Below are 15,604 nucleotides of genomic sequence, written 5' to 3'. Positions count from 1 at the left end.
GGGAAATGCGCCCCTGAATTCGGCGCCTCACCTTTTGGGTTTTCGGTGTGTGGGGGCTCGGGCCGCTCGCCCCGGAGCGGGTCGGTGCTCCCCCGGCATGGTCCCGGGAGCACCAGCGGCACCGGCGCGCCCGTGACCATGGACCACTGCGGCCACCGCCCTGGCCGGGGAGGACGACGGCACCCCAATAACCCAAAACCTGTGTTCGGCGCGGAAGCGTCGTTCCTCCCGAGACCAACGCCGGGCACACCCGCCTGTCCGCGCGCCTTGTCACTCCTTTTCGCGGCGGATCCGGACGGCCTCCCCCTCCGGGCCGTCCTGTTCGCCCTCCTCGTAGTCGTTCAGCGGCGCGTCCCGCTCGCCCCTGCGCCTCTCCTCGGCCAGCTCCTCGGAGATGCCCAGCTCGCCGGGCTCCTCCGCCTCCTCGGCCGTCACGTCCAGTTCGCCTTCGGGCGGATCCTCGATGTACCGCTCCCACAGGCCGACGTCGACCTCCTGCTCGTCGTCGCCCATCTCCGCCGCGCGCCGGTCCTCCTCCCGCCGCTCCCGGCGCAGGCGCTCGTCGTCGCCTCCGAGCCGCTCGGACTCCCACTCCGGATCCCGCTCGCTCATCGACCGTCCTCCCCTTCGGCTTCCGTGCTTCCCGGTCCGCCTCTATCCGCCGCGGCCCCGGCCGACTCCCCCTCGGCCGCCCCGCGCCCGCCGGCCCCGTCCCCGGCCGTCGGCAGGCGCATCACCAGCACCGCCCCGCCCAGCACCGGGCTCTCCCCTGCGGTCAGGGTCCCGCCGCCCGACTCGGCGACCGCCCGGGAGATCGCCAGGCCCAGCCCCGAACCGCCGGGGTCCCTGCGCCGCGACTCGGCCAGCCGCGCGAACCGCTCGAAGACGCGCTCCCGGTCGGCCTCGGGGATTCCCGCCCCGTCGTCGTGCACCTCCATGACGGCGGTGTCCCCCTCGGTGCGCACCACGACGAGGATGCGCTCGCGCGCGTGCCGCTCGGCGTTGGCCAGCAGGTTGGTCAGCACCCGCCCCAGGCGCACCCGGTCGCCGCGCACCCGCGCCCCCGGCTCCAGGTCGGTGCCCACCTCCACGGCCGACACCCGGCGCTCCACCTCCGCGAGCACCAGCCCGGCCAGGTCGACCTCGGTGCTCCCGGCCGCCACGTCGGCGTCGAGGCGGGCCAGCTCCAGCAGGTCGCCGACGATGCGCTGGAGCCGCTCCACGTCCTGAAGCAGCCCCTCCATGGCGCCCCGGGCCGACCCGGGCTCAGGGTCGGGGTCGGCCAGCTCCACCTCCAGCCGGGTGCGCATCCCCGCGATCGGGTTGCGCAGCTCGTGCGAGGCGTCGGAGACGAAGCTGCGCTGGCGGTCCATCGCCCGCTCCAGCCGGTCGAGGGTGGCATTGCCCGTGCGGGCCAGTTCGGCGAGCTCGTCCCCGGTGGTCGGGATGCGCAGCCTGCGGCCCAGGTCGCCCGCGGACAGCCGCTCCAGGTCGCGCCGGATGCTCTCGACGGGCCGCAGCGCCCTCCCGGCGCCGCGCCAGGCCATCCACCCGACGGCGGCCAGCGCCAGCGCCCCGACCCCCGCCAGGATGACCTCCAGGAGCGGCGCGGAGGCACCGCGGGCATAGGACACCGCGGCGTAGACGATCACTGGGCCGTAGGGGTCGGAGTCGGTCTCGACGCCGACCACGCTCAGGCACCCGTCGCCCTCCTCGGCCGGGCACAGGGTCTCCTCCACGAGGAAGTCGCCGCGCTCGGGCCGGGCGGAAACGAGCGGGGGCCTGCCCTGCATGGCCGAGCTCGCCGCGACGACCCGTCCGTCGTCGTCCACCACCTGGATGCGGAGCACGCCGGCGGTGGGCGGGACGGCGCCCTCATACCCCTGGCTCTCGATGCGGGTGGCGACCTGGCGCGCCGCGGCGTTCGCCCGGTCGAAGCGCACCCGCTCGCTCTCGTGGTGCACCCCGATCCCGGCCAGGAACAGCGCCAGCGCCAGCGGCGGGGCAACGATGAGCAGCGATCCGGCGGTCGCCCGCCCCCGGATCGAGCGCGGCCGCAGCCGCCGCCACATGCCCATGGGAACCCGCCCCTCGACCGACCGGCCCACCGATCCTCGCAGGAGGGGGCGGAGGGGCCCACACAGGACACGGGCGGCGGATTGGGGGTTTTGTCGAGCTTTTACCGCCGCACCGGGGACGGACACGCGGTGATTTCTCCGAATCACCCGCGCACAGCGCGCAGTCACGGTTCAATGACGGGCGGTAGCGGTCCGCGCGCCGTGGACGGAGGGCGCGCGGACGCTGCGGCCCGAGCGCGGGGGCACCGCGGAGCCCTCAGGGCGCGCGGAGGCGGACGCCGGCGTCGGGCACCGGAGCGCGGACACGTCGAGCCGCGCGCAGACACGAGGAAGAGGACCGCGATGCCGAAACCGAGGACGAGAACGGCCCTGGCGGGTCTGGCCGCGGCGGGGGCCGCCGCGCTGGCCGCCGTATCCCCGGCGCTCGCCGACGAGGAGGCGAAGACGATCAACGGGGCCCAGCAGATCCTGGAGCAGCAGGAGGGCGGCCCGTACGCACGGATGAGCCTGGAATGGAAGTACGAGGACGGTCCGGGCGGAGGGAGGGCGACCCTCGAATGCCACCCCGCGGGCGGGTCGCACCCCGACCGGGCCGTGGCGTGCGAATCGCTGACCGAGGCGGGCGGCGACTTCGAGCGGCTGCGCGACACGGGTGAGGCCTGCACACTGGAGTACCGGCCGGTCGTCGTGTCGGCCGAGGGGAACTGGTTCGAGCGGCCGGTCGACTACACCGAGACCTTCGGCAACCTGTGCAGGGCCAAGGTCGGGACCGACCGCGTCTTCGACTTCTAGAGCCCGCGCGGACAGGCGGGTGCGCTCCGCGTTGATCTCGGGAGAAACGACGCTACCGGGCCGCTTTTAGGGGCGCTTTTCCCGAGATCAACGGCGCAGGGCGGGCGCTCGAGCGGCGGAGCCGGCGGGGCCGGACCCCTGCGGCGCGCCCGCCCATCCGTGCCGGCTCCTGGTGTGAGGGGCCCGGCCGCGCGGCCGGGCGCCCCCACCGGAGCCGTGAGCGGTCAGGCGGGCACCGTCCACTGCTGGTTCTGGGCCCCGTTGCAGGTCCAGATCTGCAACCGCGTGCCGTCGGCGAGGCTCCCGCCGCGCCCGTCCAGGCACATCCCCGACTGCGGGTTGCGCAGTTCCCGCGTGTCCGGGGAGTACGTCCACGTCTGCGCACCGGTGCCGTTGCAGTCCCACAACTGCACGTCGGTCCCCGCGGTGGTGCCGCCGCCCGCGACGTCCATGCACTTGCCGAAGGCGCGGACCGTGCCGTCGGCCGCCATGGTCCACTGCTGGGCCTGGTTGCCGTTGCAGTGCGCGACCTGGATGGGCGTCCCGTTGGCGGTGTCGGCCCCCGCCACGTCCACGCAGATGCCGGTGGGCGCGGTGATGGTGCCGACCGCCTCCCCGGACCCGGTGCCGTTGTCGTAGACGCGGACGTAGTCCACGAGCATCCGCTGGGGGAATCGCGTGGTCTCGTCGGGGTAGCCAGGCCAGGTGCCGCCGACCGCGACGTTGAGGATCATGAAGAACGGATGGTCGAAGACCCACCGGTCGCCGCCCAGGTCGGCGGGGGTGAGGGTCTGGAAGGCGACGCCGTCCACCGACCAGGTGATGGCGTCCGGGGTCCAGTCGACCGCGAAGACGTGGAAGTCGTCGGCGAACGCCCAGCCCTGGGGGTGGGCGTAGGAGGAGCCGATGCCCTCCCCGCCCGAGTAGCCCGGTCCGTGCACCGTGCCGTGGACGAGGTGGGGTTCGCGGCCGATGTTCTCCATGATGTCGATCTCGCCGGAGTCGGGCCAGGGGGTGTCGGGGAAGTTGTCCCCGAGCATCCAGAACGCGGGCCAGATGCCCTGGCCCTCGGGGATGCGGATGCGCGCCTCGAAACGCCCGTAGGCGCGCTCGAACCGGTCCTGAGTGGTCATCCGGGCGGAGGTGTAGGAGCCGTCGCTCTCCCTGCGCGCGGTGATGGCGAGATGGCCGTTCCCGTCGAGCGCGGAGTTGTCCCGGCTGGTGGTGTAGTTCTGGAGCTCCTCGTTGCCCCACCCGTGGTCGCCGGTCTCGTGGCGCCACTTGGCGGGGTCGGGAGCGCTCCCGGCGGCCCCCTCGAACTCGTCGGACCAGACCAGGTCGCCGGGTGCGGCCTGCGCCTCCGAAGAGGACGGGGACGCTTGGGCGGGCCGGGCGTCCGCGAGGGCCGCGCCCGGCTGCGCGGCCAGCCCCGCGGCCGTCAGGACGGCGACGGCGGCCGAGAGGACGGTCGCGCCCGGGCCGCGCCGCGCGCGGGGCCGACGGGACCGGGGGGTTCGGGGAAGGCGGGGACTTCGGGGGGCGATGGTCGGGTCCATCCGACGGCTCCAAACTGCGCGCCCGGGCCGCGCGTCCGGCGTCCACGGCGTGGGGCCGTGCGCGGATCGGCCCGGCTCGGCTGGGGGAAGGGGGGAATATCGCGGGACCCATTCATGTGACCGCGCGCCACCGTGACGTCACGGAATGAATGGATGGTAAACGCTACAGACTCCCCCAGACCACAACAAGGGGGTTCGAAGAACTTATGGAAGCGCTCCCACGGGACGCCCGGGACACGCCCGACCCCCTCCAGGGCCCCGCCCGGCCGACGGGCGCGAACAGGGCACCGTCCGCCCCGCCGGGCACACCGACGCCGGTCACGGCGGTGCAGCCCCCACATCCCCGCCTTCGCGTCGCACTCTCAGGGGCCCAGACGGCATCGCCGTGACCTGCGGCGTCGTGCATAGTCGCCCCCTACTTGTGCAGTGCACAACATTGGGCCCACCCTCTTCTGGGGATCTGTACACCTTCCTTACATTCATGGGCCACCGGCTTGTTCCGTCCGGTCTCACCCTTTTCCCCCGAAGGAGAACCCGATGCGACCAACCCGCCCGGTCCGCGCGGCCGCCCTCGTCGGGCTCGCCGCGGTGCTGGCCGCCTGCGCCCCCGCCCAGACCGACGGCGCCTCCTCCGGCGCCGATGAGATGGAGGGCACCCTCCGCGTCTGGCTGTTCTCCGAGGTCGACCAGGAGCCCAAGGAGGCGGTCGTCGACGAGGCCGTCGCCGAGTTCGAGGACGCCCACGACGGCGTCACCGTGGACGTGCAGTACATCCCGGTCGACACCCGCGCCGAGCGCTTCCGCGCCGCGTTCAACGACCCCTCCTCGGCCCCGGACGTCGCCGAGTACGGCAACACCGACCTGGCCGGGTACGTCGAGGCCGGAGGATTCCTCGACGTCACCGAGGACCTGTCGGACTGGGAGGACCACGCCGACATCGCCGAGGACGTCGCTGCCACCGCCCGGGTCGGCGACGGCACCTACGGCGTGCCGTGGTTCCTCGGGGCCCGCGCCCTGTACTACCGCACCGACGTCTTCGACGACCTCGGCCTGGAGCCGCCCGAGACCCTGGAGGAGGTCGTCGAGGCCGGGCGCACCGTCCGGGAGGAGGACCCCGACATGCTCGGTGTCTCCACCGGGGGCGCCTACACCTACGGCTTCCTCCCCTTCGTCTGGGCGCACGGCGGCGACATCGCCGAGGAGGACGGCGGCACCTACACCTCCGCCATCGCCTCCGACGAGGCCAAGGAGGGCCTGGAGCTGTACACCCAGATCCTCTCCGACGACGTGTGCCCGCCGCAGACCTGCGCCGAGATGGGCGGCAACGACAGCGTGCAGAACTTCGTCGCCGGGAACGCCGCCATGACCATCGGCGGCAACTTCAACCTCAAGGCGGTCCAGGAGAGCGACGTCGCCGACGACGCCGCCGTGGTCCCGCTGCCGGGCACCGAGCCGGGCAGCATCGCCCCCGCCTTCGCCGGCGGGAACAACCTGGGCGTGCTCGCCGGGACCGACAAGCGCACCCTGTCGGTGGAGTTCATGAAGCTCCTGGCCGGCAAGGAGTACCAGCGCGAGATGTACGGCGCGATGGGCAACCTGCCGACCTTCACCGATGTGCGCGAGGAGATCGCCGCCGAGGACGAGGACATCGCCCCGTTCATCGAGACGATCGACGCCGGGACCCGGTTCGTGCCCGCCACCGGCGCCTGGGCCTCCATCGACGCCGAGGGCGTGCTGCCCACCATGGTGCAGCGGGTGGCCTCCGGGGACGCGGACGTGGACGAGGCCGCCGAGGAGGCGTCCGCCTCCCTCGACGAGGCCTTCGCCGGGGAGTGACCCGCCGTATGGGCCTGCCCGCACCCGCGCGCCGGGGCCCGGGGGCCGCCTCCCCCGGGCTCCGGCGCCGCTCCCTCGAACCGTGGATGTACCTCGTGCCCGCCCTCGCGGTCCTGGGCGCGCTGCTCGTCTACCCCCTGTACCAGCTCGTGCTGGTCTCCTTCTTCGACTACCGCCAGCCGCAGGTCACCGGCGCCGAACCGCTGCGCTTCACCGGCCTGGCGAACTACACCGGCCTGTTCTCCGACGCGCAGTTCTGGGAGGTGCTGGCCAACACCGTCGTCTTCGCCGCCGCCTGCGTGGTGGGCACGCTCGCCGTCGGCGGGGGCCTGGCGGTGCTGGCCACCCGCCTGTCGCCGTGGGTGCGCACGCTGCTGTTCCTGGCGGCGCTGGGCGCCTGGGCCACCCCCGCGGTCACCGGCAGCGCCGTGTGGCTCTTCCTGTTCGACCCGCTGCTGGGGCCGGTGAACCAGGCCCTGGCCGGGCTGGGCCTGGAGGGGTTCACCGGGCACTCGTGGACCTACGGCAAGTGGTCCGCGTTCGGCCTGGTGTGGTCCCAGGTGGTGTGGTGCTCGTTCCCGTTCGTCATGGTCACCCTGTACGCGGGCATCCGCGCGATCCCCGAGGAGGTGATCGAGGCGGCGCGGCTGGACGGCGCCTCGACCGGGAGGATCGCCCTGTCGGTGATGCTGCCGATGCTGCGCCCGGCGATGACGATCGTGACCATCCAGTCGATCATCTGGGACTTCAAGATCTTCACGCAGATCTACATCATGACGGGCGGCGGCGGGATCGCCGGGCAGAACCTGGTGCTCAACGTCTACGCCTACCAGCAGGCGTTCGCCTCCAGCCAGTACGGGCTGGGCTCGGCCATCGGCGTGGTCACCACCGTGCTGCTGCTGTTGATCACCCTGCTGTACCTGCGGACTCTGCGCCGCCAAGGGGAGGTGCTCTGATGCGAGGCGTCGCGACGCTGCGCCGGATCCGTACGGACGGCGCGGGGCTGCTCATCGCCGGTGCGGTGGCGTTCCCGCTGTACTGGATGGTGCTGTCGGCCCTCAAGCCGCGCACCGCCCTGGAGGCGGGCGACCCGCGGCCCTACACGCTGGAGCCGACGCTGGACTCCTTCCGCCGGGTGCTGCTAGTGGACGGGTTCGGCCAGTACCTGCTGAACAGCCTGCTGGTGGCCGCCGTGGTGGTGGTCGCCTCCACGCTGTGCGCGTTCCTGGCGGCGGTGGCGCTGACCCGGTACCGGTTCCGCATGCGCACCACCCTGCTGATCATGGTGATCACCGCGCAGATGGTGCCGGTGGAGGCGCTGACCATCCCGCTGTTCTTCCTGATGCGCAACATCGGCGGCGCCGTTCCCGGCCTGGGCCTGAACCACCTGGGGTCGCTGATGCTGGTGCACACCGCGTTCGCGGTGCCGCTGGCGGTCTGGATGCTGCGCGGGTTCGTCGCGGCGGTGCCCCGGGAGCTGGAGGAGGCGGCGTGGCTGGACGGCGCGGGCAGCCTGGCCTTCGTCACCCGGGTGCTGTTCCCGCTGACCGCACCCGGGGTGGTGGCCACCAGTATCTTCTCCTTCATCATGACCTGGAACGACTTCCTGTTCGCGCGGACGTTCATCATCTCGGCGCAGGAGAACCAGACGCTGCCGATCGCGCTGCTGTCGTTCTTCAAGCCGGACGAGAACGACTGGGGAGGCATCATGGCCGGGTCGGTGCTGATGACGCTGCCGGTGCTGGTGTTCTTCCTGTTCGTGCAGCGCCGACTGGCCTCGGGCCTGGGAGGAGCCGTGAAGGGTTGACCGCCGAAGCCGCCCCCCGCCGCAACGCCTCGGTGTCGCTGCGCCGGGCCCTGGCCATCCTGGAGTTCGTCCGCTCGACGCCCGCCGCCAGCGGCGGGGCGACCCTGACCCAGCTCGCCGAGGGGGTGGGGGTGAACAAGAGCTCGGTGCTGCGGCTGTCGGCGCCGCTGCTGGAGGCGGGGCTGCTGGCGCGCGACCGGGACAGCGGCCGGTTCCGGCTGGGCCCGGCGGCGCTGTCGCTGTGGCAGGCCTACCTGGACCAGATGGACCTGCGCTCGGTCGCCTCGGACCACCTGCGGCACCTGATGCGGCGCACCGGGCACACCTGCCACCTGGTGCTGCTCGACGGGCACGACGTGGTGTACGCCGACAAGGTGGAGAACACCACCACGGTGCGGATGGCCTCCCGGATCGGCGCGCGGATGCCGGCCCACCGCACCGCCGTCGGCAAGGCGATCCTCGCCTTCGCCCCGCCCGACCTGGTGCGGGACGTGCTGGAGGAGGGGCTGTCCCCGGCGACTCCGCGCACCGTCACCGACCCGGAGGTGTTCGTGGAGGAGCTGCGGCGGGTGCGCGAGCGCGGCTACGCCATCGACGACCGGGAGAACGAGCCGGAGGTGCGGTGCGTGGCCGCCCCGGTGTTCGACCACAACCGCGACCCGATCGCCGCGATCAGCGTGTCGTCGCTGGTGAGCCGCCTGCCAGCGGCGCGGGTGCGGCAGCTGGGCCCGCAGGTGGCCGCCGTGGCCGCGCGCATCTCGGCCGACCTGGGCGCCCCCGCGGCGCCGCCGCCCCCGCGCGGCCCGGCGGGGCCGGGGGCCGTGCCCGGGCAGGGGTGAGGGGCGGGACCCGCCCGCCCTACTCGTAGGGGTCCGGCGGGTTCTCCACCTCTTCCATCTCCTCCACGGTGAACCGGTGGTCGCGCACGTCCTGCAGGTCGCCCTCGGGCTCGTCCCAGGTGCCGCGCACCCGCCACCAGCTGTCGGTCTCGGGGGCGGGCTCGTCGGTGATGAGCACCCGGTTGACCACCGCGTCGGCGGCGCAGCACGCCATCTCCAGCCGGGCCAGGTACCACCCCTCGCCCTCGGGGTGGGGCACGGTGAACCCGGTCAGCTCGATGGTCTTGCCGGACATGGCGCGGTCCTCGTCGGTCCAGGCGCGGGAGACGAATTCGCGCATCTCCAGCTCCACCGGGCCGTCCCCCGCCTCGGTGAAGGGGTCGTCGCGGTACTCGCTGAGGTCGACCCGGTCCGGGGCCGACGAGGCCCCCTGCGCGGAGGCGGTGTAGGCGCCCAGGGCGGGCGGGGCCACCACGAACACCGACACCACGGGCAGCAGCAGGAGCCAGGCCACCCGGGGCCCGCCTTCGGCGCCGTGGCCGTGCCCGCAGGCGGCGGCGTCCTCGGCGTCGTCGCCCCGGGCGGCCGCGCGCAGATCGGCGGCGATCACCACCGCGCCGAGGACCACCAGCACCGCGCCGGCCGCGATGAGGAAGGGGCGGAACAGCTCCTGCACATAGTTCAGGTACAGGTCGGAGGCGAGCGTGGTGCCCAGCGCGGCGGCGCCGAGCAGCACCAGGACCAGGCCTTGCGCGATCCGGTTCACAGCAGGAGCCCTCCGATCAGGAACGTGAACACCAGGGTGGCGGCGAGGGTGAGGGGGACGAAGCGGCGCACGAAGCCCCAGCCGAAGGTGCCCGCCTGCAGGGCGATGAGCTTCAGGTCGACCATGGGGCCCACCACCATGAAGGCGAGCTGGGCGGTCGGGGAGAAGGAGTTGAGGCTGGCGGCGACGAAGGCGTCGGCCTCGGAGCAGATCGACAGCAGGATCGCCAGCGCGGCGAGGACCAGCACGCCGACGACGGGCAGGTCGCCGACGCCGTTGACCCATTCGCGCGGGACGGCGACGTTGAGCGTGGCGGCGGCGATGGCGCCCACGACGAGGAAGCCCCCGGCGTGGATGAGGTCGTGCACCATCGAGTCGCGGAAGACCTCGGCCTTGGAGGCGCCGGGGTCGTGGGCGGCGCGCGGCGGGCGCAGCCAGTCGGTCTTGCCCAGCCGCGCCCAGATCCAGCCGACGACGACGGCGGCGCCGAGCGAGGCCAGCAGCCGCGCCACCCACACCTCAGGTTGGCCGGGGAAGGCGACGGCGGTGGCCACGAGGACCACCGGGTTGATGGCGGGGGCGGCCAGCAGGAAGGTGAGCGCGGCCGCGGGGGCGATGCCGCGCTTGATGAGGCCCCCGGCGATGGGGACGGAGGCGCATTCGCAGCCGGGCAGCACGGCGCCGGACAGTCCGGCGACGGGGACCGCGGCCATCGGGTTGCGCGGCATGATCCGGCGGTAGAACGAGGCGGGGACGAAGGCGGTCAGGGCCGCGGACAGGGCGACGCCGAACACCAGGAACGGCAGCGCCTGGAAGGAGATGGCGGTGAAGACGGTGGCCCAGGCGAGGAAGGCCTCGTGCTCCAGGCCCCCGGCGAGCCAGGCGTTGGCCGCGGCCATCGCGCTGATGAGGATCGCGAAGAGCCAGACGGTCGCGGCGCGCCGGGGGCCGCGGGGGCGCCCCCACTCCGGGGGCGGGAGCTCCTCGCCGGGGCCGTCCCAGTCCGCGACGATCGAGTCGCCGAGGGAGGAGGCCGGCGGCCGGGCCGGGCCCGGTGGGCTGTCGGACACGTGTGCACTCCGTATCGGGTGGACTGGTGCGGCGGTGCGGCGCGCGCTACCCGGCGAATGCTACCGAAAACGGTTATCGTCCGCGCTCAGGGATGCGGCGCGTTGCCGCGCCGCCCGCCGGTCGTGTGCGCCCGCCGGTTCGGGGGTCGTCGTCGGCCGTCGAGGCCGGTCTTCGCTCGGGGCGCGGCGGAGGTGGCACCGAGGGTACAGCCTCCGCGGCCCGGAGTGCACGCTTTCCACAGGATCGGCGGCCCGTTCCCATCCCCCCGTGCACACGCGACGGCCCCGGTCCGCGTCGGGACCGGGGCCGTCCGGGTTCGGCGGGGCGGAGCCTAGAGGCGGCCGCCGGGCTCGCTGGCCAGGTCGGTCTCGCTCTCCCAGCACTGCACGCCCGCGACGCCGGGCAGGCGGTCGCGGGTGAACACCGGGTCGCGCCCCTCCTTGCGCTGGACGGTGTAGTCGCGCAGCAGCAGGAAGGCGATGCCCGCCAGCGGGGCGATGGCGATCAGGTTGACGGTGGCCATGATGCCCTGGAACACGTCGGCCATGGTCCACACCAGGTCCAGCGGGGCGACCGCGCCCGCGAACACCATGACCAGCACCAGCACGCGGTAGCCGTTCACGACGCCGTTGGAGGCGGACATGAAGCGCAGGTTGGACTCGCCGTAGTAGTAGTTGCCCAGCACCGAGGTGAAGGCCAGCAGGAACAGGATGACGGTGAGCGCGTGCACCGCCCACACGCCCAGGTTGGCCTCCAGCGAGGCCTGGGTGAGCGCGGCGCCCTCGCGCTCGCCGTAGGAGGGGTCGGCCACCAGCACGATGAACGCGGTGATGGAGCAGATGAGCAGGGTGTCGAAGTAGACGCCCAGGGTCTGCACGAGGCCCTGCTTGACCGGGTGGCTGACCGCGGCGGTGGCGCCGGCGTTGGGGGCCGACCCCAGGCCGGCCTCGTTGGAGAACATGCCGCGGCGCATGCCCTGCACGATGGCGGCGCCGATGCCGCCGGAGACGAACTCCCGGACGCCGAACGCGCCGGAGACGATGTCGGAGAGCACCCGCGGGATCTGGTCCAGGTTCATGGCGACCACGATCAGGCCGATGACCAGGTAGGCCAGGGCCATGAAGGGCACCAGGAGCTGGGCGACGTGGGCGATGCGGCGCACGCCGCCGAAGATGACCGCGGCGACCAGGACCGCCAGCGCGACGCCCACGCCCCACAGCAGGCCCGGCCCGGCCTCCACGCCGACGGCGGCCACGGAGCTGGAGATGGCGTCGGCGATGCTGTTGGACTGCACCGAGTTGAAGATGAAGCCGAAGGTCACGGTGATGACGACGGCGAATATCAGGCCCATCCAGCGGGCGCCCAGGCCGTACTGCATGTAGTAGGCGGGGCCGCCGCGGAAGCCGGTGCGGTCGCGCACCTTGAACAGCTGGGCCAGGGTGGACTCGACGAAGGCGGCCGAGCCGACCAGGAGCGCCATCAGCCACATCCAGAACACGGCCCCGGGGCCGCCGAGGGCGATGGCGGTGGCGACGCCGACGATGTTGCCGGTCCCCACACGCGAGGCGGCGGAGATGGCGAACGCCTGGAAGGAGGAGATCGCCTTCTTGCCGTCGGCCGCCGTGGGCGGCTGCCCGCGCAGCACGCGGAACATCTCGGGGAACAGGCGGATCTGCACGACCCCCGAGCGCACCGTGAAGTACACGGCGAGGATGAGCAGGAAGGGGATGAGCAGGTATCCCCAGAACACATCGTTCACGGCGACGATGGCGTCGTTCAGTGCGTCCACGCGGTGGAGTTCTCCTTCGAGGCGGGCACGGCGCACCGCCCGGGGTTCCCGGGTGGAGGCTGTGCGGGCCGGCAGCGACGGTGCGGCCGCCCGGTGGGGAGGCCGGCGCGAGCGGCGGCCCCCGGATCCCCGTGGGCGTCCACCGCTTCCATCTTGGGTGCGCAGCGCGTTCGTCCTGATCAGCGACACGCTGAGCAATACGGGGTGACCCCGCGCACAGGAGACTGTACACCCGAATCAGACGTTTCCCTTACACAGTCACAAACCTCTGAATTCCCCCGCCTCCGGGTTACCGGGCGCGGCGCGCGGGAACCGCACCAGCAGAGGCGGGCGAGGTTAGGAGCGGCCATGGACGGCGACGGCGCCTCCCATCTCGGCCACGGGCGGAGCTGGGTCTGCGTCGGCCTGATGGTCGCCGGGTTCGCGGGCGCCGGGGTGGCGCTGGCGCTCGGCCCGGCGTGGGTGTGGGTCGCTGTGGGCGCCGTGGTGTTCGTGCTCGGCGGGTGCCTGGCGCTCGCGCTGGGGATCATGGACGACACGGTGACCGAGGAGCAGCTCGTCCGAGACGCCGACCGCGAGGAGGCGGTGGGCTTCGCCGGCAACACGGACCGCCCTGAGGCCGCGACCGACTCGACCGCCCTTGAGGAGGCCGGGGCCGACGACGGCGACGCCTCCCCCGGCGAGGGACCCACCTCCTCCCCCGACGCGGGCACCGTCCCGCCTCCCCCGCGCGCGGAGGCCACGCCCGAGGAGCTGGGGAGGTACTGCCTGGCGGCCATCCGCCGGGAGTTCGGCCCGCCGGGCATGTCACCCGAGGGCGACCGCATGAGGTGGAAGGTGCAGGACGCGGTGTGGCGCCTGAGGGACCTGCCGCCCGAGGAGGGCGAGCACGAGGACGCCCGCAGGTCCCTCGCGGAGGTGCACCGCCGGTGCCTGGAGTTCGGCGCCCGCGACTGACCGAGAGCCCGCACGGACAGGCGCCCCCTACGCCGTTGATCTCGGGAAATGCGCCCCTGAAAGCGGCCCGGAAGCGTCGTTTCTCCCGAGATCAACGCCGAGCACACCCGCCTACCGCGCGCCTTCCAAAGGTCGCCTCCCGCAGAAGGGGGCGACTCCACACCGCTCGGCGGGACACATCCCGAACACACACCGAGGAACCTGAGGCGACCCCGACGGCGGTCAAGGTTGCGGCCGGTCGCCTCCGGTCAGTCGCCCGAGCGGTGGGCCCCTTCGCGGCCTCCCCGGGGGCGGTGGCCGTTCCCGGGGCCGTTGCGGCGCGGTCCGCGCCGGGGGCCGCGGCGGCGCGGGCGCTCCGGCTCGGGCGGCTCGACCCACGGCACACCGGAGGGCTGCTGCGCCCCGGTCACCTTGGCCAGCAGGTCGTCGCCGGGGTTGACGAGGTGCTGCTCGGCCTGCACCCCGGCGTCGCCGAGCAGGCGGCGCGCGACCCGGCGCTGGTTGGGCTGGACGATCGAGACCACGCGGCCGGACTCGCCCGCGCGGGCGGTGCGCCCGCCCCGGTGCAGGTAGTCCTTGTGCCCGTTGGGGAGGTCGACGTTGACCACCAGGTCGATCCCGTCGACGTGGATGCCCCGGGCGGCCACGTCCGTGGCGACCAGGGCGCGGATGCGGCCGTCGCGGAACTTGGCGAGGGTCCTGCTGCGCACGCTCTGCGACTTGCCGCCGTGCAGGGACGCGGCGGGGACCCCGGCCCCGGCCAGGCGCTCGCTGATGGTGTCGGCCCGGTGCTTGCTGCGCACGAACAGGATGGTGCGCCCGTCGCGGGCGGCGATCTCGGTGACGACGCGGTCCTTGTCGCGGGGCAGGACGCGCAGCAAGTGGTGGTCCATGGTGGCCACGCGCGCGGTCGGCGGGTCCACCGAGTGGGTCGCGGGGTCCGACATGTAGGCACGGACGAGCTTGTCGACGTCGCCGTCGAGGGTGGCCGAGAACAGCAGGGTCTGGGCCTCGGGGCGGACCCGGTCCAGCAGGTCGCGGACCTGCGGGAGGAAGCCCATGTCGCACATCTGGTCGGCCTCGTCGAGCACCGCGGCCTCCACGGCGCCCAGGTCGCAGGCGCCCTGCCGGATGAGGTCGGTGAGGCGGCCGGGGGTGGCGACGAGCAGGTCGACGCCGCGTCTGAGGGCGGTGATCTGGCGGCCGTAGGGGGTGCCGCCGACGACGTCGCCGATGTGCGCGCCCACCGCGCGGGCGTAGGGCATGAGCGAGTCGCGCACCTGGTGGGCGAGCTCACGGGTGGGGACCAGCACGAGGGCCCGGGGGCGCTTGGGCGCGGCCCGGCGGGCGGAGGCGCGGACCAGCAGCGGCAGCCCGAAGGCCAGGGTCTTGCCCGAACCGGTGCGCCCGCAGCCGAGCACATCGCGCCCGGAGAGGGCGTCGGGGATGGCGGCCGCCTGGATGGGGAACGGCCGGGTCACACCGTTGCGCTCCAGGGTCGCGACGAGCTCCTCGGGCAGGCCGAGGCCGTCGAACGCCGGGCGCGCGGCAGGGTCCGTCAAGTGACGTCTACCTTCCTCGTCGAAACGGCGACGTTCCGGGGAAGGCTCCGCACCATGCGGGGTGGCACGGAAGGGCTGCCGAACGGACGCGCCGGATGCCGCGCCTCGGAGCCGGGAGTCCGGCCGGGCGCCGAGCGGCCCGGCGCGCCGGATGCGCGCAGTGAAGATCGACCGCCGAGGAGCAGAGTACTAGAAGGCCCCAGGCCGCACGCCCTGCCCCCGGCCATGAGGGCCGGTAGGCGATCCCCACGCGTCGGACGGCCGCGCAGGTGGCGGCGCCCCTCAGGACCGGTTCCTGGGGGCCTGTCCACGGGGCGCTCCTGGGCCCCTGCCGGGAAGCGGACCGGTGACGTGCGGGGAGAAAGGCAGAAACGACGGAGGTGGGCGAGCCTTTCTGCAGCGATGACGCGTGCGGCGCGTGTGCGTGGTCGCCGTGGACGGCGGCGACGGCAGAAGCGGGGCGGCTCCCCGGCCCTGCCTGCCGTCCGTCTGGCTGCTCGCGGTCCGGGCGGCAGCGCGGTACCGGAGGTGCGTGCCCGCCCGCGCTCGTG

At 73.5% G+C, this 15,604-nt stretch carries 13 protein-coding genes; 6 read left to right on the top strand and 7 right to left on the bottom strand.

The features are described 5' to 3' along the window. Positions 1–270: 270 nt before the first annotated feature. Together O4J56_RS24990 and O4J56_RS24985 are read right to left on the bottom strand one after the other, a co-directional pair. Positions 271–612, bottom strand: a complete 342-nt coding sequence (locus O4J56_RS24990) for a hypothetical protein (RefSeq protein ID WP_270689137.1) — start codon at positions 610–612, stop codon at positions 271–273. Next, positions 609–2,078, bottom strand: a complete 1,470-nt coding sequence (locus tag O4J56_RS24985) for a sensor histidine kinase (RefSeq protein WP_270689136.1) — start codon at positions 2,076–2,078, stop codon at positions 609–611. The genes O4J56_RS24990 and O4J56_RS24985 overlap by 4 nt, the downstream gene beginning before the upstream one ends. Positions 2,079–2,420: 342 nt before the next feature. Here O4J56_RS24985 and O4J56_RS24980 point away from each other — a divergent pair, with 342 nt between their 5' ends. After that, positions 2,421–2,870, top strand: a complete 450-nt coding sequence (locus tag O4J56_RS24980) for an SSI family serine proteinase inhibitor (protein WP_270689135.1) — start codon at positions 2,421–2,423, stop codon at positions 2,868–2,870. A gap of 224 nt (positions 2,871–3,094) precedes the next feature. Here O4J56_RS24980 and O4J56_RS24975 read toward each other — a convergent pair whose 3' ends face one another. Next, positions 3,095–4,426, bottom strand: coding sequence for a ricin-type beta-trefoil lectin domain protein (locus O4J56_RS24975; RefSeq protein ID WP_270689134.1), 1,332 nt, complete (start codon positions 4,424–4,426; stop codon positions 3,095–3,097). A gap of 537 nt (positions 4,427–4,963) precedes the next feature. Between O4J56_RS24975 and O4J56_RS24970 the strand changes: the two genes are divergently transcribed. The 4 genes from O4J56_RS24970 to O4J56_RS24955 are packed head-to-tail and all read left to right on the top strand — an operon-like array spanning position 4,964 to position 8,908. Next, on the top strand, positions 4,964–6,262 hold the full coding sequence (locus tag O4J56_RS24970; RefSeq protein ID WP_270689133.1) for an extracellular solute-binding protein: 1,299 nt from the start codon (positions 4,964–4,966) through the stop codon (positions 6,260–6,262). A gap of 8 nt (positions 6,263–6,270) precedes the next feature. Beyond that, positions 6,271–7,218, top strand: coding sequence for a carbohydrate ABC transporter permease (locus O4J56_RS24965; protein WP_270689131.1), 948 nt, complete (start codon positions 6,271–6,273; stop codon positions 7,216–7,218). Then, positions 7,218–8,069 carry a carbohydrate ABC transporter permease gene (locus tag O4J56_RS24960; protein ID WP_270689130.1) on the top strand — a complete coding sequence of 284 codons (852 nt, stop codon included), beginning with the start codon at positions 7,218–7,220 and terminating at the stop codon, positions 8,067–8,069. Before O4J56_RS24965 ends, O4J56_RS24960 begins: the two co-directional genes overlap by 1 nt. Beyond that, positions 8,066–8,908: an IclR family transcriptional regulator gene (locus O4J56_RS24955; protein WP_270689129.1), complete on the top strand. Its 843-nt coding sequence runs from the start codon at positions 8,066–8,068 to the stop codon at positions 8,906–8,908. Before O4J56_RS24960 ends, O4J56_RS24955 begins: the two co-directional genes overlap by 4 nt. A gap of 19 nt (positions 8,909–8,927) precedes the next feature. Here O4J56_RS24955 and O4J56_RS24950 read toward each other — a convergent pair whose 3' ends face one another. The 3 genes from O4J56_RS24950 to O4J56_RS24940 form a co-directional block, all read right to left on the bottom strand. Beyond that, positions 8,928–9,674: a TIGR03943 family putative permease subunit gene (locus tag O4J56_RS24950; protein ID WP_270689128.1), complete on the bottom strand. Its 747-nt coding sequence runs from the start codon at positions 9,672–9,674 to the stop codon at positions 8,928–8,930. Continuing rightward, positions 9,671–10,744 carry a permease gene (locus tag O4J56_RS24945; RefSeq protein ID WP_270689127.1) on the bottom strand — a complete coding sequence of 358 codons (1,074 nt, stop codon included), beginning with the start codon at positions 10,742–10,744 and terminating at the stop codon, positions 9,671–9,673. Before O4J56_RS24945 ends, O4J56_RS24950 begins: the two co-directional genes overlap by 4 nt. Positions 10,745–11,076: 332 nt before the next feature. Next, positions 11,077–12,534 carry an alanine/glycine:cation symporter family protein gene (locus O4J56_RS24940; protein WP_270689126.1) on the bottom strand — a complete coding sequence of 486 codons (1,458 nt, stop codon included), beginning with the start codon at positions 12,532–12,534 and terminating at the stop codon, positions 11,077–11,079. A gap of 348 nt (positions 12,535–12,882) precedes the next feature. On the opposite strand from O4J56_RS24940, the gene O4J56_RS24935 reads away from it, so the two are divergent. Further along, entirely contained in the window at positions 12,883–13,491 is a 609-nt protein-coding gene (locus tag O4J56_RS24935; RefSeq protein ID WP_270689125.1) for an alpha/beta hydrolase, read from the top strand. A 248-nt stretch (positions 13,492–13,739) separates the two neighbouring features. Here O4J56_RS24935 and O4J56_RS24930 read toward each other — a convergent pair whose 3' ends face one another. Continuing rightward, positions 13,740–15,053: a DEAD/DEAH box helicase gene (locus tag O4J56_RS24930; protein WP_270689124.1), complete on the bottom strand. Its 1,314-nt coding sequence runs from the start codon at positions 15,051–15,053 to the stop codon at positions 13,740–13,742. Positions 15,054–15,604: the final 551 nt, after the last annotated feature.

The organism is Nocardiopsis endophytica (genome assembly GCF_027706725.1).
GTDB classification, from domain to species: Bacteria; Actinomycetota; Actinomycetes; order Streptosporangiales; family Streptosporangiaceae; genus Nocardiopsis_A; species Nocardiopsis_A endophytica.
This window is presented reverse-complemented; position numbering and strand designations above follow the sequence as displayed.